This window comes from Arthrobacter sp. 8AJ (assembly GCF_902506025.1).
Classification (GTDB): Bacteria; Actinomycetota; Actinomycetes; order Actinomycetales; family Micrococcaceae; genus Arthrobacter.
The window spans coordinates 2393278-2411322 of the sequence record NZ_LR733289.1; the positions used below are offsets into that span (position 1 = coordinate 2393278).

The window sequence follows — 18045 nt, forward strand, 5'->3', positions numbered from 1 at the left end:
GGGCATCATGACCCCAAACATTCCGGAAAACACCACAGCCGGCGTCCCGGCTGCTGCTGCCGCACCCCACATCACGGTGGAGGGCTTTGACAGTCCCATCCCCGAAATCATCGATCTTGATGCACCCCGGGACGGCGTTCCCCTGGTCATCGAAACCCAGTCCGGCCTGGAGCGCTGCGCCGCCGCGATTGCCGCCGGCACCGGCCCTGCAGGCGTTGACGCCGAACGTGCCTCCGGGTTCCGCTACGGCCAGCGGGCCTTCCTGGTCCAGATCCGGCGCGAAGGTGCCGGGACCTGGCTGATCGATCCCGAACCCTTCGGAAACCTGGACATCATCAATGACGCCCTGCGCGGCGTCGAATGGATCCTGCACGCCGCCAGCCAGGACCTGCCCTGCCTGTCCGAACTCGGGATGTGGCCGGACAAGCTTTTCGACACCGAACTGGCCGCACGCCTGGCCGGGCTTCCCCGCGTGGGCCTGGCAGCTGTCATCGAACAGCTCCTGGGATTCGGGCTCGCCAAGGAACACTCCGCCGCCGACTGGTCCACCCGGCCCCTGCCGGAGCCGTGGCTGCGCTACGCCGCCCTGGACGTGGAGGTCCTCACCGAACTGCGCGAGGAACTCATTGAACTGCTCCAGGCGGACGGGAAGCTGGAATACGCCGAGCAGGAATTTGCTGCCATCCTCGAAGCCGGCGTCGCTCCGCCCCGGGTGGACCCCTGGCGGAAGACCTCCGGCCTGCACCAGATCCGGGACCGCCGCCAACTGGCTGCCGTCCGCGAGCTGTGGCTGGAACGCGACTCCCTGGCGCAAAAACGCGACGTGGCACCGGGCAGGCTCATCCCGGACTCCGCCCTGGTAGCGGCGGCGAAGGCCATGCCCGCCACCGTCCCGCAACTGCTCAGCACCAAGGGGTTCCACGGCCGCGCGGCCCAGCGCGAAGCTCCACGGTGGCTGCGCTGCATCGCCGCAGCACGGGACCTGGAGGAACTGCCGCCCCTGCACCTGCCCACTAACGCCCCGCCACCGCCGAGGGTCTGGGCGGACCGCGATCCCGAAGCCGCCGCCAGGCTGGCCACTGCCCGGCCCCTCCTCCAGGCCAAGGCAGAGGAACTGAACCTGCCGCTGGAGAACCTGTTGACGCCCGACTACCTGCGGCGCGTGGCGTGGCGGCCTCCAGCAATCGTTACCGAAGATTCCATTGCCGCTGAGCTGCGGGCGCTCGGGGCCCGCGGGTGGCAGGTGGAACTCAGTGCACCGCTGATCGCCGGCGCATTCCTGAACCCGCAGCCGCTGCCGCCCAAGGAAGCCAAACCTGTCGCCGCGGCCGGCGGCCAGTAACTGTCCCGCACCACCCCTTGCAGGCTAAGTTACTCACGAGTAACATCGGTGTGACCGACGCCAGGCTGCTGCCGCCCTCCGGCATGCACCCGGCGCGCCACATCTCGATGAGGAGTTACACGTGAGCCAGCACGGAAGCGGCGCATCCACGCGCACTGTCCGCGACGTCGTCTTTGTGGACGGCATCCGCACACCCTTCGGCAGGGCCGGCGAGAAGGGAATCTACGCCGGGACCCGGGCCGACGACCTGATCGTGAAATGCATCCGCGGCCTGCTGCGCCGCAACCCGTCGCTGCCGGCGGAGCGGATCGATGAGGTTGCCATCGCCGCGACCACCCAGACCGGCGACCAGGGCCTCACCCTCGGCAGGACCGCCGCGCTGCTGGCCGGCCTGCCGCGCACGGTTCCCGGCTTCGCCATCGACCGCATGTGCGCCGGCGCCATGACCGCTGTTACCACCACGGCCGGCAGCATCGGCTTCGGCGCCTACGACGTCGTCATCGCCGGCGGGGTGGAACACATGGGCCACCACCCGATGGGCTCGGGCGCCGATCCCAACCCACGGTTCATGTCCGAACGGCTGGTGGACCCGGCAGCCCTGAACATGGGAAACACCGCCGAGAACCTGCATGACCGCTTCCCCGCCATCACCAAGGAGCGCACCGATGCCTATGCGGTGGCCTCCCAGGACAAGCTGGCAGCCGCCTACCGGGACGGCATGATCCAGCCCGACCTGGTTCCCGTTGCCGCCCGGAAGCCCGGCGAGGGCTGGACTGTCCACAGCAAGGACGAACCGCCGCGCCCCGGCACCACCCTGGACGACCTCGCCGGCCTGCGCACCCCGTTCCGTGCCCATGGCCGGGTCACCGCCGGTAACGCCGCCGGACTGAACGACGGCGCAACCGCCGCCGTCCTGGCGTCCTCGGAAGCCGCCGCCGAACTGGGCCTGCCCGTCAAGATGCGGCTGGTCAGCTACGCCTATGCCGGGGTGGAGCCGGAGGTCATGGGCATCGGCCCTGTCCCGGCCACCGAGAAGGCGCTGAAGAACGCCGGCCTGGGCATCGAGGACATCGGCCTGTTCGAAATCAACGAGGCATTCGCCGTCCAGGTTTTGAGCTTCCTTGACCACTACGGCATCTCCGACGACGACCCCCGGGTCAACCGCTACGGCGGTGCCATCGCCGTGGGCCACCCCCTGGCGTCCTCCGGCGTCCGGCTGATGATCCAGCTGGCCCGCCAGTTCGAGGAAGATCCGTCGGTCCGCTACGGGATGACCACCATGTGCGTGGGCCTGGGCATGGGCGGCACCGTGATCTGGGAGAACCCGCACCACCCCGACTACAGTGGAACTCCCGCCGGGGACACCGCTGCTACCGCTTCCGAAGGAGCCATGGCATGAGCGCCGCAGATTTCCGCACGTTGGCGGACCTCTTCCCCAACGAAACCGTGACCCACTCCTACGTCCAGGACATCGCCCTGCCGGGAACTGCAGGGAAGCCCAGCCCGGGCACCTTTGCCCTGGTCACCCTGGACAACGACTTTGACCACACCAAGCCCACCACCCTTGGCCCCAACACTTTGGTGGAGCTCGGCACGGTGCTGGAAGGCCTGCGTGACCGTGCCGCCCGCGGGGAAATCGTGGGCGTGGGCGTCACCGGCAAGCCGCACTACCTGGTGGCCGGAGCCGACCTTTCCGCCGTGAAGTCCCTGGAAAAGCGCGAGCACGGACTCTGGATGGCGCAGCTGGGCCACGACGTCTATGCCACCCTGGCCAACCTGGGCGTCCCCAGCTTCGCCTTCATCAACGGCGCCGCCCTGGGCGGCGGCCTGGAGATCGCCCTGCAGTCCACCTACCGGACGGTGTCAACAGGTGCCGGCGCCCTGGCGCTGCCGGAAGCCTTCCTGGGCCTGGTGCCCGGCTGGGGCGGCGTGTACATCCTTCCCCGCCTGGTGGGCCCCGAAAACGCCGTCAAGGTGATGATCGAGAACCCGCTGAGCAACAACCGGACCCTTTCCGGTGCCCAGGCGTTCGGTCTCGGAATCGCGGACGCGCTCTTCGAACCTGCCGACTTCCTCGAGCAGTCGCTGGCCTGGGCCGCGGGCGTCATCTCCGGCGACGTGGTCCCGGAGCGGCCCAACGCCGTCGATCCCTCCTCCCCTGACGCTGCGGCCCGCTGGACCGCTGCCGTGGATGCCAGCCGGAAGTTCGTGGAAGGCAAGACGTCCAACGCTTCCCCTGCCCCTGCCAAGGTCCTGGACATCCTCGAGGCGAACCGCACCATGACCGCTGCGGAGTCAGCCGCTCTGGAGTGCGAAACCCTCGCCGGGCTCATGCAGACGGACGAGTTCCGCTCCACCGTCTACGCTTTCCTCGACCTGGTACAGAAGCGCGGCAAGCGCCCCGCCGGCGCTCCGGACCGCAAGCTGGCCCGGCCCGTCACCAAGGTGGGCGTGGTGGGTGCCGGCCTGATGGCCGGCCAGCTGGCACTCCTCTTCGCGCGGCAACTGAAGGTGCCGGTGGTCCTGACCGACATCGACCAGGCCCGGGTGGACAAGGGCGTGGCCTATGTCCATGGCGAGGTGGACAAACTGCTGGCGAAGAAGCGCGTCAGCCAGGACGCTGCCAACCGCACCAAGGCGCTGGTGACGGGCTCGGTGTCAAAGGAAGCCTTCGCGGATGCCGACTTCGTGATCGAGGCCGTCTTCGAGGAACTGCACATCAAGAAGCAGGTCTTCGCCGAACTGGAAGGCATCGTGTCGCCGGAGTGCATCCTGGCCACCAACACGTCCTCCCTCTCAGTGACGGAGATGGCCGCGGACCTGCAGCACCCGGAGCGGCTGGTGGGCTTCCACTTCTTCAATCCGGTGGCCGTCATGACGCTGCTGGAGATCGTCCGCGCCCCGCGGACCGACGATGCCGTGCTCGCCACCGCCTTCGAACTGGCCAAGGCCCTGAAGAAGACCGGCGTGCTGGTCAAGGATGCGGCCGCGTTCGTGGTCAACCGCATCCTGCTGCGGCTGATGGGCGAAGTAACGGCTGCCTTCGACGAGGGCACCCCCGCGGAAGTGGCGGACGCCGCGCTGCGGCCCATGGGGCTGCCCATGACACCGTTCACGCTGCTGGCCATGGTGGGCCTGCCCGTGGCGCAGCATGTCCAGGAGTCCCTGAACGCCGCTTTCGGCGACCGCTTCCCGGTTTCCGACAACCTCAAGAAGCTCATCGACAACAACGTCAAGGCACTGTGGGAGACCGCCCCGGACGGTTCCCGGGCCATCCCCCAGTCGACGCTTGAGCTGATGTCCTTTGGCTCCAGCCCGTCCACCGCGGAGCAGGTGCTGCGCCGCGTCCAGGATGCCCTGGCAGAGGAAATCGGCCTCATGCTGGACGAGGGCGTCGTGGCCGGCGCCGAGGACATCGACCTGTGCATGATCCTGGGCGCTGGCTGGCCCATGTTCCTGGGCGGCATTACGCCGTACCTGGACCGGGTGGGCGCATCGGAGCGGGTCAACGGCAAGCGCTTCCTGGCGCCCGGCGTCGCGTCGAGCAAGTCCCGGGACTAGGCGTACCGGCGGTCAGGCCGGTACCAGCCGGCCGCCGTCGAGCGCCAGGATGCGGTGCGCCGCCGCGCGTGCATAGCCCAGTTCATGGGTGACCAGCACGACGGCGGCGCCCGCCTCCGCTGCCGACCGTACGGCTGTATCGAGCAGCGCGAGTCCGTCGCCGTCCAGCGCCACCGTCGGTTCGTCCAGCGCCAGGACGGCAGGCCGGCGGGCCAGGACGGTGGCCAGGGCCAACAGTCGCTGGGCGGACGCCGGCAGCTCGGCAGGATGTTCCTGGGCCGTACCTGCGAGGCCGACAGCCTCCAGCGCCGCGGCTGCGTAATCGGCCGCCATCGCCGGACTGAACAGGCGGTCCAGCCCGAACCCGACTTCCCGCAGCACCGTCCGTTCGAACAGCTGGTCACGGGGCTGCTGGAAGAGCAGGCCGACGGACGCCGCTGTCTTTCCCACCGGAGCTCCCGCGATGTCGCCGCCGCGGACCAGGACAGTGCCTGCGGTGGGACGGAGCAGGCCGTTGAAGTGCCTCAGGAGCGTTGATTTCCCTGCACCGTTGGGGCCGGTGACAGCTACGATTTCCCCCGGATGGACTGACAGGTTGATGTCCTGGAGCACCATTGCGCGGCGGTCCGGCCCCGGCTCCTGCCGTCGACGCCTGCGGCGGCGTTCGGGCACTTCAGGGTATCCAAAGGACACCCTCCGCAGCTCCAGCGCCGCGGGGCCGGCAGGCAGCTCCACCGCCCGGCGGCTGGAGGGCCGGGGCGCGGGGCTCGAAGCGGTTTCCAGGTCGAGGCGCCTGATGGCCGGTGGCAGGAGCCCGGAGCCGGACCTGGGCGCGGCAGGAGGCCCGCCGGAGGTGAGCGTGCCGTCCGCCAGCACCAGCCAAGTGCCGGCCTCCAGCAGCAGCGGGTCAACCGCCTGGCTGAGGACCACGACGGCGGTGCCTTGTTTGAGGAGGTCCCGGACCAACACGGCCAGTTCGTTGGCCCCTGCCGCGTCCAGGGAGGCGAAGGGCTCGTCCATGACCAGCACCGGAGGTCCGGGGATGATCGCGCAGCCGATGGCCAGCCGCCGCAGCTGGCCGCCGGACAGCCGGGCAGGGTCCTGGTCCAGTTGGCCGGCGAGCCCCAGGAGCGCGGCGGTTCGCTCCACGGCGGCTTTCATCCCGGCACGGTCCATGCCGGTGTTTTCCAGACCGAATGCGAGTTCCTCGGCCACCGTGGCCCGGACGGTGGACAGGACGCCGGCAGGGTCCTGGGGCACGAAACCCACCTGCCGGCCCCACTGGGCGGGATCGATCCGGGGGTCCCCGGTGCCGCCGTCGAAGTCCAGCCGTGTGCCGGCCAGCTCAAGGAATCCCGCCAGCCTGCCGTGGCCGCCCGGTGCCAGCCAGCCGGACAGCAACCGGCCCAGCGTGGACTTGCCACTCCCGGATGCGCCGAGGATGGCCGTGAAGGAGCCCGGCGCAACGGAAACAGCCAGGTCATGAAGGGCGGGGGCATGCCCATCGTGGAAGGTAAAGTTCCGGATCCCGGCAGCCAGCACGGGGCTGTCCAGGGGGACGGCGCGGCCGGCAGAAGCCATGCGTTCAGGCACCCGACTGCACCACCCGGAGAATCAGTGCGGCCAGTGCCGCCACCACCAGGACGGCCCGCACTGCCCGCTGGGCGGTGGAATCGGGCACTTCCCGGTAGGTAGTCCGTGGTCCGGGGTTGCCCAGTCCACGAGCTTCCAGGGCAGCGGCCCGGGTCCCTGCATCCTCGATCAGGGACAGGACCAAGGGAACCGCCTGCAGCCGGAACGCCGCCACCCTGGACAGCAGCCCGCGGGTGATGACCAGGCCGCGCGATTCCTGCGCCTCCCGGATCCGGCGCGCCCGGCCGGCAATGGCCGGCAGCAGGGTCAGGGTGGAGGCCAGGACGAAAGCGAACCGGCCCTGCACGCCGCGGGCCGACAAGGCCGCCACGAGGTCCGGGACGCTGACACTGAAGGAAAACAGCAGCAGGGCCAGGACCACCGCGGCAAGCTGCAGGATGCGCTGCACTGCAAACTGCAGGCCCTCTGCCGTGATGCGGGCAGGTCCCCACTCGGCCAGCACGGTCCTTCCTTCCGGGAAGAAGAGGCCGTGCAGCACCAGCAATGAAAGGCCGAGGGGGACCAGGACTGCCGCGGCAGCCGGCACAACGCGGCGGGCCGCGCCCGTGGCCAGTGACAGGCCAAGGCAGGCTGCAGCCACGGTGCCTGAGAGCACCCAGCTTGCTGCCGCCGTCGTCATGACCGCGGTGCTGGCGGCAGCGGCAAGTGAGGTCAGCGGATTAAGCCGCTCCCGCCTGGCCGGGGCCGCGGTCCTGCCCGCCGGGGATGCTGTCACGGTGCTTGGGTCAGCCGTTCAGCGCTGAATCGCTGGCCGGTCCCGACGCAGTACCCGGTGCCTGCTTCGAACCGTCGGCGTGCGCACCCGTCTGCGGCGCCGGGGCCGGGCTGCTGCCGGCGAGCACCCGGTGGCGGCGGATGAAGGGGAACTGCTGCCGCGTCCGGCGCGGCAGCGCGTAGACCAGGACGGCCACGATGGTGAACACGATGGCCTTGTCCATGGGGTCGGACAGGAGTGCCTGCTTGGTGATGGCGGCCAGGAGGGTGTCCCCCATGGCCCGGAAGGCACTGACGATGGCGCCGGTGGCCACGCCCGACGTTCCGCCGAAGACGAAGGCTGCCACGGGGGCGGACACGACGCCTGCGATGATCCCGGTGACGAAGCCGGCAACCGGGGCAAGGTAGAAGCGGCGGAAGAGGCCGTAGCGTGCCGCGAGGCCGGCCAGGCAGCCGATGAGCGCGGCGCCTGCCGCGAACGGCAGCACGGTGGGGTTGAAGAAGGACCAGACAATGCTGCTGAGCGCGCCGGTGGCGGCACCGGCGGCCGGGCCGGCCAGAACGGCGATCAGCACCGTGCCGATGGCGTCGAGGTAGAAGGGAACCAGGGTGCTGCCGACAAACTGGCCCAGCACGATGTTCAGGACCAGCGCCACCGGGATCAGCACCAGGGTGGAGGCAGGAAGGGTGGGGAGCACGGCGACGATCAGCAGGACCGCTCCTGCCAGGAAACCGGTGAGGGCGATCAGGGCCGATGCGCTGCCCGGACCCCCGGTGATGTCTGCGGGCTGGTTAAGGACCAGGTAGACGTACGTGGCGGCAATGGCCAGGGCGCCGAGGATCTCCAGCAGCCGGCGGCGGGCCGCGGGGCGTTCCTGGGACGGAAGCGTCAAAGAGGGCGATGACATGGGGAATGTTCCTTTGGGGTGCTGGCAGTGGCCCGGCAGTACCGGGCCGGGATGTGGCTGCCTATGTCACCTCGGCAGCAGCCGGCGGCAACTGCGCCGGGCCGGTCCGGAGCCCATTCTACCGGCCATCCTCCGGCAGCGTCCCGGGCAGGATGTTCCTGCCGCGCCGGCCGTGGATCGCCTGCCTCACCCCGTCTTCCGGGCCAGGCGCCCCACGGCGGACACCAGCTCACCGAACGCCTGCTCCGGGTTGTTGGCGGACACGATCCGGGCATTCGGGGGTGCGCCCCAAAGCCCGCGAAAGTCTGCCACGGTTGTTCCCATGAGGAGCCCCGATTCCGTTTCGACGTCCACCGTGGCCGGGCGCGCGGCGTACTCAAGGGTGCCGGCGGCCACCCCGGCGGCAAAGAAGTCATGGACGTGGGCTAGGTAGCCCTGGTCATAGAGCCGGTGGAACTCGAAGTAGAAGCGCAGGGCGTCCGAAAGGTGCCTGATAAGGGTGTTGTCGGAAGTGCTGCGGCGGCCCTCAGGGTCTTCCGGGAGTACCAGCTCCGGAACGGCGGCGCCCGCAGCCCGGGCCAGCGCCCTGACGTGGGCCGGGTGCATTTCCATGCGTTCTGTGGTGTCCAGTGAGCAGACGATGGGCAGTTTCTCCAGCGGCCGGCCGCGGTAGGCGGCGTAGACCTCCCTGGCCGCGTGCGGATCCACGTGGGTGTTCCACTCGGCGGTGGGTGTGGTGTTGCCCTGGTGGTAGAAGGCGCCGCCCATGATTACCACTTTGGCCAGGAGATCGGGAAGTTCCGGTTCCTGCCGCAGGGCCAAAGCGAAGTTGGTGAGCGGAGCGGTAATGAGCGCGGTCAACTCCCCCGGCCTGGCCCTGGCGTGCTCGATCCACAGGTCCACTGCATTCTGCGGACTGGGTTGGCCTGATGGTTCAGGCAGCACCGCGTAGCCGATTCCCTGCGGCCCATGCGTTTCCGGGGTCGTGATCAGGGGGATGGACAGGGGCTTCCGGGCACCCACCGCCACCTGCACTCCAGGGCGCCCGCACAGCTCCAGCAGGGCGAGGGTGTTGCGCGCCACCTGGTCGGCGTCGACGTTGCCCGGGGTGGCCGTGACCGCCACGAACTCCGTGTCCGGGAGGGCGGCAAGATAGGCAAGGGCCAGGGCATCGTCGATGCCGGTATCGACGTCCAGGAGGTAGGCGGGCACTGTTGCCTAGAAGAGCGCGACCTTGGGCACGGCGGGGAAGATCCCGTCCAGGGCGGCCAGGTCCTCCGGGGTGGGCACCCAGTCCGCCGCTTCCGCGTTTTGCCGGACCTGTTCCGGCCTGGTGGCGCCGGCGATGACACTGGCCACCGAGGGCTGGGCGGCGAGCCAGGAGAAGGCCACCTCGATCTCGGTCAGGCCGCGCTCCTTCGCGAAGGCGCTGTACCTTCCCAGCTGGTCCCAGTCGGCGTCGTCCACCATGTTGGTGCGGGTGTGGCTGAGCCGGGATCCTTCCGGAGCGTGGCCCGGCGAATACTTGCCGGTCAGCAGGCCGTTGGCCAGCGGGAAGTATGGCAGGACGCCCAGGCCGAATTCCTCCGCCGCCGGGGTCACCTCCAGTTCGGCGCGCCGGTCCAGGAGGTTGTAGTGGTTTTGCGAGGAGATGAACCGTGCGGTGCCCAGTTCGCGGGCCACGTATTCCGCTTGGGCGATCTGCCAGCCGGAGCGGTTGGAGTGGCCGATGTAGCGGACTTTGCCGCTGCGGACCAAGGTGTCCAGCGCGGACAGGGTTTCGTCGATGGGCGTGAGCGGATCGGGGGTGTGGAACTGGTAAAGGTCTATCCAGTCGGTACCGAGCCGCCGCAGCGAGGCCTCCACCGCCTGGATGATGTACCGCCGGGAACCACGGGCGCCGAAGTCCGGACCATTGGCCCCCTTGGCATCCATCCCGAATTTGGTGGCAACCACCACGTCCCCGCGCCGGCTGCCGAGGGCCTTGCCCAGCATGGTTTCGCTGAGTCCCGTTTCCCTGCCGTAGTTGTCTGCCACATCGAACAGCGTGATGCCGGAGTCGATGGCGGCGTTGACCACCGCGTCCGTGGCGTCCTGCGACTCCGTGGCGGTGTTGGCGCGGCCCAGGTTGTTGCAGCCCAGGCCAACGGTGGAGACGGTGAGGCCTGATTTTCCAACGCGGCGGTAACTGGTCACGGGGATCTCCTAGAGGCTGAAGCTGCTGGCGGGCTTGGCGGAGTGCTTGAGCTTGTACTGGTCGGGGTCGCTGAACGGGGCGGCCGCGATGCTGAGCTTGGTGAAGTCGAGGTCCTCGCCGCGGGCGCACACCTTGATGGCGTTGACTGCCTTGTTGACGTCCGGGCACAGGCAGAAGATGTTCAGCTTGTAGTCGGTGAATTCGGACCGTTCCACTGTTCCCAGGCCGCGCCAGGCCAGGTGGCTGATGAGGGCGTCCTTGGCCTTTTGCTCAAGGCGGCGGTCCCGGTCGGTGCCTTCCCTGGTCTTGAGGGCGAACTGTGCCACCACCCAAAACTGCTCCTCGTTGGGGATCTCCGCGTAGCCGTCCTCGGCGCACTGTGCGGCAAAGGCGTCCAGGAGGCCGTCTGCAGCACCGGCATCGGGGACGTCGGTTTCCTCGGTCTTGCTCTGGTGCCCCACGGCACCGAAGTTCATCACGAACTGGGAGTACTCCTCGTCGAACCAGGCTTCCCGGAACTGGAGGGCGCCCTCGTCGTCACGTTTGTAGACCCTGACAATGCCGCTCATGTGGTGCGTCCTTTGGTAAACCATTCAACGTCGGTGCCGTCGAAAGGCGCGTGCTGTGCCTTGACGGCGTGGTAGAGCCCGTCCGCCGCGGCCTGGATGTCCTCGATCAGACGGTGGGGGTAGTGCATGGAAACGCTGTGTTCCGCGAACTCGTCCTGGTCGTCGATGAAGACGCCGCGGTCGGCGGTCCGGATGACGTCCAGGTCCATGTCGATGACATGGAACTCGGTTACCGCAGGCCGGATGTGTGTCCACTCGTGGCCCACGGCGAGGTCGATGTAGACCCGCACTCCGCCGGGGTGGGCGGAGTCGTAGAACGTGGCCACCCAGTCACCCTGGCGCGGCACCAGCAGGACAGCGTCCGAGCGGGTGTAGAACGCGGCGCCGGGCCGGGAACAGAACTCATTGGTGCCCTGGAAGATCCACCACCCGTGCTGGTCCTCGCCCAGGTACCGCCCCGGCACCACCCAGTGGGCTTTGCCGTTCCATTTGCGGTTCCTGGACACCACCAGCTGGCCCGGCTCCAGCCCGTTGGGAACGCGTGTGGTGGTGGTGTGCAGGACCGGTCCGGACTCCCCCGCCGGTCCGGGGTACTTCAGTTCGTCCTCGTCCCTCACAGGATCGGAAGGCTGCCGGTGGTGGGGTGCTGCTGCCCGGGGAGGGGCCGCGCAAAGGGAACCTTCGTTCCCAGGACCTGCGCGACGACGTCGTGCGTGATCTGCTGGGCGGTCAGCCCAACGCGCTCCAGCACCTGGTTGCGGGTGCCGTGGTCGAGGAACTCCACCGGCAGGCCCACCTCGTTCAGGGCGGTGTCGACGCCCGCGGCACGCATCTCCTGCCGGATACGCGAGCCGACGCCGCCTGCGCGGACGCCGTCTTCGATGCAGATCACCAGGCGGTGGTGTGAGGCCAGCGCAATGATGGAACGGCGGACGGGAAGGACCCAGCGGGGATCCACCACGGTGGTGCTGATGCCCTGCGCGCCAAGCCGGTTGGAAACGTCCAGGGCCAGTTCGGCCATGGCGCCCACGCTGACGATCAGCACGTCGTTTTCCGTGGAGCCTGAAGGCCTGCGGGCCAGGATGTCCACGCCGTCGCTGAGCCGTTCCAGGGCCTCGACGGCGGGGCCAACGGATCCCTTGGAGAAGCGGACGACGCTGGGGGCATCGCTGATGGCAACGGCTTCGCGCAGCTCCTCGCGGAGCCGAGTGGCGTCGCGGGGCGCGGCAAGGTGCAATCCGGGGACGATCTGGACCATGGCCATGTCCCACATGCCGTGGTGGCTGGCGCCGTCCGGGCCGGTAACGCCGGCCCGGTCAAGGACGATCGTGACGCCGGCCTTGTGGAGGGCGACGTCCATGAGGAGCTGGTCGAATGCCCGGTTCAGGAAGGTGGCGTACACCGCCACCACCGGGTGCAGTCCGCCGAAAGCCATGCCCGCAGCTGCGGTGAGCGCATGCTGTTCCGCGATGCCGACGTCGATGACGCGCTTGGGATGCTTGGCCGCGAATTTGTGCAGGCCCACCGGGATCAGCATGGCCCCTGTGATGCCCACGATGTCGTCGCGTTCGTCGGCGATGGCGGCGATCTCGTCCGCGAACACGGAGGTCCAGGACTGGGCGCCGCCGGCGCCGGTGGGCTCACCCGTTTCGGGGTCAATGATGCCGACAGCGTGGAACTGGTCCGCTTCATGGGCCCGGGCCGGAGCGTAGCCGTGGCCCTTTTCCGTCATGGCGTGGACGATCACGGGGCCGCCGTAGTTCCGGGCAGTGGAGAGCGCGTGCTCCATGGCCTGGAGGTTATGGCCGTCCACCGGGCCGATGTACTTCATGCCGAGGTCCTCGAACATGCCCTGCGGCGCCCACCAGTCCTTGATGCCCTTCTTCATGGCGTGCAGGCTCTTGTAGGTGAACTGCCCCACGGGGCCGCCGTCCTGGAGCTTCTTCTTCCACCAGTCAAGCGCGCCCTCGTATGCGGGAGCGGCGCGGAAGGAGTCGATGGTGGGGCGCAGGGACGCCAAGTAGTCGGCGAAGCCGCCCACCGTGGGGGCGTAGGACCGGCCGTTGTCGTTGACCACGATGACCACGCGGCGTTTCTTGTCAGCCGCGATGTTGTTGATGGCTTCCCAGGCCATGCCGCCGGTGAGGGCACCATCGCCGATGATGGCCACCACATGCCGGTCGCCTTCGCCGGTGAGCTGGCGAGCCCGGGAAATGCCGTCGGCCCAGGACAGGGACGACGACGCGTGGGAGCTTTCCACAATGTCGTGTTCCGATTCGGCCCTGTCCGGGTAGCCGGAGAGCCCGCCTTCCTGGCGGAGCGTGCTGAAGTCCTGGCGTCCGGTGAGCAGCTTGTGGACGTAGGACTGGTGCCCTGTGTCAAAGACGATGCTGTCGCGGGGGGATTCGAAGATGCGGTGCACGGCCAGCGTCAGTTCCACGACGCCGAGGTTGGGCCCAAGGTGGCCGCCCGTCTGGGAGACGTTCGTGATCAGGAAATCCCTGATCTCCGAAGCCAACTGTTCCAGCTGTTCCTCGGTCAACTCGTTCAGGTCCTGCGGATTCCGGATGGTGTCCAAGATTCCCAATGACCCCTCCTTCGGGTGGTAGACGTGCCGTTTAACTCTAACGCCTTGGTGTGAATGCAAAGCCGAAGCCCCGGCTGGTCGGTGACCGGCCGGGGCTTCGGGGAGGTTGGTGCCTGGGCGGCAGTTCCCGCTAGTTGGCGGAAATCTGGCGCAGCACGTACTGCAGGATGCCGCCGTTGCGGTAGTAGTCCGCTTCGCCCGGGGTGTCGATGCGGAGCACCGCGTCGAAGGACTTCGAGGAGCCGTCCTCTGCGGTGGCGGTGACCTTCAGGGTCTTGGGCGTGCTGCCCTCGTTGAGGGCGGTGACGCCCTCCACCGAGAAGGTTTCCGTGCCGGTCAGGCCCAGGCTGGCAGCGTTCTCGCCGGCCGGGTACTGCAGCGGCAGGACGCCCATGCCGATGAGGTTGGAGCGGTGGATGCGCTCGTAGCTCTCGGCGATGACGGCCTTGACGCCCAGCAGTGCGGTGCCCTTGGCAGCCCAGTCGCGCGATGACCCGGAACCGTATTCCTTGCCTGCCAGGACCACCAGCGGGGTGCCGGCTGCCTGGTAGTTCTGCGCGGCGTCGTAGACGTATGCCTGCGGGCCGTCAGCCTGGGTGAAGTCGCGGGTGAAGCCACCCTCAACGCCGTCCAGGAGCTGGTTCTTGATACGGATGTTCGCGAACGTGCCGCGGATCATCACTTCGTGGTTGCCACGGCGCGAACCGTAGGAGTTGAAGTCCTTGCGCTCCACGCCGTTGGCCAGCAGGTACTGGCCGGCCGGGGTGTCGGACTTGAAGGAACCGGCCGGGGAGATGTGGTCGGTGGTGACGGAGTCGCCGAGCTTCAGGAGCACGCGGGCGCCCGAGATGTCCTTGACGGGCTCCGGCTGGGCCTTCATGCCCTCGAAGTACGGGGGCTTCCGGACGTAGGTGGAGTTCTGGTCCCAGGCGAAGGTGTCGCCGGCGGGGGTGTCCAGTGCCTTCCAGCGGTCGTCGCCCTCGAAGACGCCCTCGTAGCCCTTGGCGAACATGTCCTTGTCGATCGACGAGTCGATGACCTGCTGGACCTCAACCGGGTTGGGCCAGATGTCCTTCAGGAAGACGTCGTTGCCGGCCTCGTCCTTGCCGAGCGGGTCGGCCTCGAAGTCGAAGTCCATGGAACCGGCCAGGGCGTAGGCGATGACCAGCGGCGGGGACGCCAGGTAGTTCATCTTCACGTCCGGGTTGATGCGGCCTTCGAAGTTGCGGTTGCCGGACAGGACGGCGCTGACGGCGAGGTCGTTGGCCTGGATGGCCTCGGAGATCTCTGCTTCCAGCGGGCCCGAGTTGCCGATGCAGGTGGCGCAGCCGTAGCCCACGATGTAGAAGCCGAGCTTCTCCAGGTACGGGGTCAGGCCGGACTTCTCGTAGTAGTCGGTGACTACCTTGGAGCCGGGGGCGACGGAGGTCTTGACCCACGGCTTGGCGGTGAGGCCCTTTTCGACGGCGTTGCGCGCCAGCACGGCGGCGGCGAGCATGACCGAGGGGTTGGACGTGTTGGTGCAGGACGTGATGGACGCAATGGTTACCGCGCCGTGGTCCAGCTCAAACTCGCGGCCGTCAGCCATCTTTACGGGCACCGGGTTGGAGATCCGCCCGGCGCCGCCATGCGCTGCGGAGTACTTCGGCGGTTCGCGGTCGGTGTCCGAGATATGGGTCGCTCCGCCCGTGAAGGACGGCGCGTCCGAAGCCGGGAAGCTCTCCTCGAGGGACTCGTCCAGGGTGCCCGCGTTCGCGTCGTGCGAGACGTAGTTGAGCAGGTCGTGGCGGAACTCGTCCTTGGCCTCGGTCAGCTCGATGCGGTCCTGCGGGCGCTTGGGGCCGGCGATCGACGGAACAACCGTGGACAGGTCCAGTTCCAGGTACTCGGAGAACTTGATGTCGCGGGAAGGATCGTGCCACAAGCCCTGTTCCTTGGCGTAGGACTCCACGAGGGCAACGTTCTGCTCGGACCGGCCGGTGAGGCGCAGGTAGTCCAGGGTCACGTCGTCGATGGGGAACATGGCGGCGGTGGAGCCGAACTCGGGGCTCATGTTGCCGATGGTGGCGCGGTTGGCCAGCGGCACGGCCGCGACGCCCTCACCGTAGAACTCCACGAACTTGCCCACCACGCCGTGCTTGCGCAGCATTTCGGTGATGGTCAGCACCACGTCGGTTGCGGTGGCGCCGGCGGGGATGCTGCCGCTGAGCTTGAAGCCCACGACGCGCGGGATGAGCATGGAGACGGGCTGGCCAAGCATTGCTGCCTCGGCTTCGATGCCGCCCACGCCCCAGCCCAGCACGCCCAGGCCGTTGACCATGGTGGTGTGCGAGTCGGTGCCAACGCAGGTGTCGGGGTAGGCGCGCAGTGCACCGTCCACTTCGCGGGTCATGACGGTGCGGGCCAGGTATTCAATGTTGACCTGGTGCACGATGCCGGTTCCCGGGGGGACCACCTTGAAGTCGTCAAATGCGGTCTGGCCCCAGCGCAGGAACTGGTAGCGCTCACCGTTGCGCTGGTATTCGATCTCCATGTTGCGCTCCAGTGCGCCGGAGTTGCCGAAGGCGTCGATCTGGACGGAGTGGTCGATGACCATTTCGGCCGGTGCCAGCGGGTTGACCCGCTTGGGATCGCCACCCAGGTCCTTGACGGCTTCACGCATGGTGGCCAGGTCGACCACGCAGGGAACACCGGTGAAGTCCTGCATGATCACGCGCGCCGGCGTGAACTGGATTTCTGTATCGGGTTCCGCATTCGGATCCCAGCCTGCCAAAGCGCGAACGTGATCGGCAGTGATGTTCGCGCCGTCCTCGGTCCTCAGCAGGTTTTCAAGCAATACCTTGAGGCTGAACGGAAGGTTTTCTGCACCTTCAACGGAGTTCAACCGGAAAATTTCGTACTCGGTTCCGGCTACATTAAGTTTGCCTTTTGAACCGAAGCTGTCCACAGTGCTCATCGCAGGACTCCTCTCGCAACAGTTTCATCTTTGTCGCGCGGTTGACCGCCTGCTAGTTAGGAAGCCCTAAGTAGTTCCAGGGCCCGAAAATTTGCACACGGCCGGCCGAGAATTCGGGCGCGACGTGGGACTACTACGGCCATCGTAGTCGAAAACCGTGGCGGCATCATGGAGCCGGAGTCAGCAGTGCCACTGTCTCGAGGTGGTGGGTGTGGGGGTACAGGTCGAAGGCCCGCAGCCCGGCGAGCTCCCACCCGGAGCGTCGGAAGTAACCGAGGTCACGCGCGAACGACGCCGGATCGCAGGACACATAGGCAATGGCCCGGGGCTGCGACGCGACGAGTTGGCCGACAACGGCTTTCCCGGCTCCGGCGCGGGGAGGGTCGAGGACCAGGGCGTCGAAGTTCCGCGGTTTCTGGCGCAGGACCCGCTCCACGCGCCCCTGGACCACCTCCACCTGCGGTGCGGAGTGCAGGTTCTTCCGGGCATCCCGGCTTGCCCCCGGCGCCCCTTCAACCGAGAGGACGGACCCCGTCTCCCCTACGGCATCAGCCAGCACGGCGGTGAAGAGCCCGGCGCCCGCGTAGAGGTCGGCGACCACGGCTCCGGGGTTCAGGAAGTCACCCTGCCGGAGGAATTCTGTGACAGCCCCCACAAGGGTCCCGGGCGCGTCGCGGTGGATCTGCCAGAAACCCTCGCCGGTCACCCGGTAGTCATGGCCGGCGGCGGATTCCTGCACCCAGGTGCGTCCCCGGAGCTGCGTGACGGTGCCGGCCTGCGGATCGAAGGCTGCCACCGATGCGTCCGCCGGCAGCGCCGCGGCGATCGCCCGCAGCCGCTTGTCCTTGGTGCCCGGCGCGGGGGCCAGGAGCACCAGGGGCCGGGAACCGTTGGCCGGCGCGGCCACCTCAACCCGTTCGATGCCCTGCAGGTCCAGGTCCCACAGGCGCAGTGCGTTGATGGCTTCGCTTGCCAGGGGCATCTCCCGCACCGCAACGATGTGGTTGGAGCGGTGGGCGTGCATCCCGAGCCTGCCGCCCGGGGTGACCGAAAAACTCGCCCGCGTGCGCCACCCCAGGCCGGTGCCGCCGTCGTCCGCTTCCCCTACGCGTTCGACCCCGCCGGTCCATACGGACGGCACCTGGTCGAAGCCGGCCAGCCGGGTGAGCTGTTCTGCCACGACGTCCGCTTTCAGGCTACGCTGCCGGGCCAGGGTCATGTGCCCGAACTCGGCCCCGCCCACCGGCGGGTGGCCGTGGCCCCAGGCGCGCAGGGAATCGGCCACGTGCCAGAAGTGTTCCACCCGGTCCGGCGATGCTTCCAGCACCTCGATGACATCGGCCCGCCAGAACTTGGCGCCGTCCGCGGCGTCGGTGAGCCTGACGCGGACCTTCTCCCCCGGAATGGCGTGCCGGACAAAGACCACGCGGCCCTCATGGCGCGCCACGCAGTGCCCGCCGTGGGCCACCGGACCGACGTCGAGGACGGCCTCCTCACCGGTGTGGCCGGTTTCATCCCCTGCGGGCAGGGAAGTATCTGATGCCGGCAAAGCGGCGGA

13 protein-coding genes are annotated in these 18045 nt (G+C 68.3%); 3 read left to right on the forward strand and 10 right to left on the reverse strand.

What is annotated here, in order from left to right:
• Positions 1–7: 7 nt before the first annotated feature.
• From BACI349Y_RS11195 to BACI349Y_RS11205, 3 genes are all read left to right on the forward strand, one after another.
• Complete coding sequence (locus BACI349Y_RS11195) at positions 8–1342, forward strand: HRDC domain-containing protein (protein WP_159632161.1); 1335 nt, start codon at positions 8–10, stop codon at positions 1340–1342.
• Positions 1343–1463: 121 nt separating this feature from the next.
• On the forward strand, positions 1464–2741 hold the full coding sequence (locus tag BACI349Y_RS11200) for a thiolase family protein (RefSeq protein WP_159632162.1): 1278 nt from the start codon (positions 1464–1466) through the stop codon (positions 2739–2741).
• Positions 2738–4903 (forward strand): 3-hydroxyacyl-CoA dehydrogenase NAD-binding domain-containing protein, encoded by a 2166-nt coding sequence (locus BACI349Y_RS11205; protein WP_159632163.1) that lies wholly within the window; start codon positions 2738–2740, stop codon positions 4901–4903. The genes BACI349Y_RS11200 and BACI349Y_RS11205 overlap by 4 nt, the downstream gene beginning before the upstream one ends.
• A gap of 12 nt (positions 4904–4915) precedes the next feature.
• On the opposite strand, the gene BACI349Y_RS11210 is transcribed toward BACI349Y_RS11205, so the two are convergent.
• From BACI349Y_RS11210 to BACI349Y_RS11255, 10 genes are all read right to left on the reverse strand, one after another.
• Positions 4916–6484 (reverse strand): ABC transporter ATP-binding protein, encoded by a 1569-nt coding sequence (locus BACI349Y_RS11210; protein WP_159632164.1) that lies wholly within the window; start codon positions 6482–6484, stop codon positions 4916–4918.
• A 4-nt stretch (positions 6485–6488) separates the two neighbouring features.
• Entirely contained in the window at positions 6489–7271 is a 783-nt protein-coding gene (locus BACI349Y_RS11215; RefSeq protein WP_159632165.1) for an energy-coupling factor transporter transmembrane component T, read from the reverse strand.
• 10 nt (positions 7272–7281) lie between these two features.
• On the reverse strand, positions 7282–8178 hold the full coding sequence (locus BACI349Y_RS11220; RefSeq protein ID WP_236560797.1) for an ECF transporter S component: 897 nt from the start codon (positions 8176–8178) through the stop codon (positions 7282–7284).
• Positions 8179–8364: 186 nt separating this feature from the next.
• Positions 8365–9390: a nucleoside hydrolase gene (locus BACI349Y_RS11225; protein WP_159632166.1), complete on the reverse strand. Its 1026-nt coding sequence runs from the start codon at positions 9388–9390 to the stop codon at positions 8365–8367.
• 6 nt (positions 9391–9396) lie between these two features.
• Positions 9397–10374, reverse strand: a complete 978-nt coding sequence (locus BACI349Y_RS11230) for an aldo/keto reductase (protein WP_159632167.1) — start codon at positions 10372–10374, stop codon at positions 9397–9399.
• Positions 10375–10383: 9 nt separating this feature from the next.
• Positions 10384–10944, reverse strand: coding sequence for a hypothetical protein (locus BACI349Y_RS11235; RefSeq protein ID WP_159632168.1), 561 nt, complete (start codon positions 10942–10944; stop codon positions 10384–10386).
• Positions 10941–11561, reverse strand: coding sequence for a DUF402 domain-containing protein (locus tag BACI349Y_RS11240; RefSeq protein ID WP_159632169.1), 621 nt, complete (start codon positions 11559–11561; stop codon positions 10941–10943). The genes BACI349Y_RS11235 and BACI349Y_RS11240 overlap by 4 nt, the downstream gene beginning before the upstream one ends.
• Positions 11558–13531, reverse strand: coding sequence for a 1-deoxy-D-xylulose-5-phosphate synthase (gene dxs / locus BACI349Y_RS11245; RefSeq protein ID WP_159632170.1), 1974 nt, complete (start codon positions 13529–13531; stop codon positions 11558–11560). The genes BACI349Y_RS11240 and dxs overlap by 4 nt, the downstream gene beginning before the upstream one ends.
• Positions 13532–13661: 130 nt before the next feature.
• Positions 13662–16487 (reverse strand): aconitate hydratase, encoded by a 2826-nt coding sequence (locus BACI349Y_RS11250; RefSeq protein WP_159632171.1) that lies wholly within the window; start codon positions 16485–16487, stop codon positions 13662–13664.
• Positions 16488–16653: 166 nt separating this feature from the next.
• A complete protein-coding gene (locus BACI349Y_RS11255) occupies positions 16654–18015 on the reverse strand; it encodes a class I SAM-dependent RNA methyltransferase (RefSeq protein ID WP_159635555.1) in 1362 nt (453 codons plus the stop codon).
• Positions 18016–18045: the final 30 nt, after the last annotated feature.

What these genes read in the sequence shown, in the direction of transcription:
- BACI349Y_RS11205 (WP_159632163.1), top strand. Translation starts at nt 2,738, where the DNA reads ATGAGCGCCGCAGATTTCCGCACGTTGGCGGACCTCTTCCCCAACGAA.
- BACI349Y_RS11220 (WP_236560797.1), bottom strand. Translation starts at nt 8,178, where the DNA reads ATGTCATCGCCCTCTTTGACGCTTCCGTCCCAGGAACGCCCCGCGGCC.
- BACI349Y_RS11235 (WP_159632168.1), bottom strand. Translation starts at nt 10,944, where the DNA reads ATGAGCGGCATTGTCAGGGTCTACAAACGTGACGACGAGGGCGCCCTC.
- BACI349Y_RS11210 (WP_159632164.1), bottom strand. Translation starts at nt 6,484, where the DNA reads ATGGCTTCTGCCGGCCGCGCCGTCCCCCTGGACAGCCCCGTGCTGGCT.
- BACI349Y_RS11250 (WP_159632171.1), bottom strand. Translation starts at nt 16,487, where the DNA reads ATGAGCACTGTGGACAGCTTCGGTTCAAAAGGCAAACTTAATGTAGCC.
- BACI349Y_RS11195 (WP_159632161.1), top strand. Translation starts at nt 8, where the DNA reads ATGACCCCAAACATTCCGGAAAACACCACAGCCGGCGTCCCGGCTGCT.